The organism is Nguyenibacter vanlangensis (assembly GCF_013376155.1).
Taxonomy (GTDB): Bacteria; Pseudomonadota; Alphaproteobacteria; order Acetobacterales; family Acetobacteraceae; genus Gluconacetobacter; species Gluconacetobacter vanlangensis.
This window is the reverse complement of record NZ_JABXXP010001256.1, coordinates 1-544: the sequence shown is the minus strand read 5'-3', so window position 1 is coordinate 544 and position 544 is coordinate 1. Positions and strand designations below refer to the sequence as shown.

At 71.0% G+C, this 544-nt stretch carries 1 protein-coding gene; it reads right to left on the bottom strand.

The features are described 5' to 3' along the window. Positions 1-151 precede the first annotated feature (151 nt). The coding region (locus tag HUK84_RS22460) for a DALR anticodon-binding domain-containing protein (RefSeq protein WP_246285847.1) at positions 152-544 on the bottom strand (393 nt) is incomplete at its 5' end.

Here is a 544-nt window from a genome sequence, read left to right as displayed (position 1 = left end):
ATGCCGCTGGCGCGCGCCCGGGTGCTGGCCCGCCGCTTCCGGCAGAATGCCCTGCTGCTGGTGCGTGACGGCGGGCCGGCCCGGCTGGTGTTTCTGGCGTCCCTTCTGGAGGACGCCGGCAGAGGGCAGGGGAGCCGTTCCGGCCTCGGTTTCAGCCTTCGATCTGGCTGAAATCGGCGATCAGCACCGTCATTCGCCGCAGTTCGGACAGCAGGCGCAGCCGGTTGAGGCGCAGTTCGGCCTGGTCGGCATTGACCGTCACCATGTCGAAGAACCTGTCCAGGACAGGACGGAGGCGGGCCGTCGCGCGCATGGCGTCGGTGAAGCGTTCCTCGGTGATGGCGGCTTCGACCGTGGGAATGGCGTCGCCCAGCATGTCGGCCAGGGCGCGTTCCTCGGGCTGGGCATAGAGCGCCGGATCGGGCGCGCCCTCGTGCGGGCCGTCCTTGCGGTCCTCGATGCGCAGGATGTTCGCCGCGCGCCGGGTCGCCGCCAGCAGGTTCCGCCCGTCATCGGTGGCCAGCATGGCGGCCAGGGCCTCGGT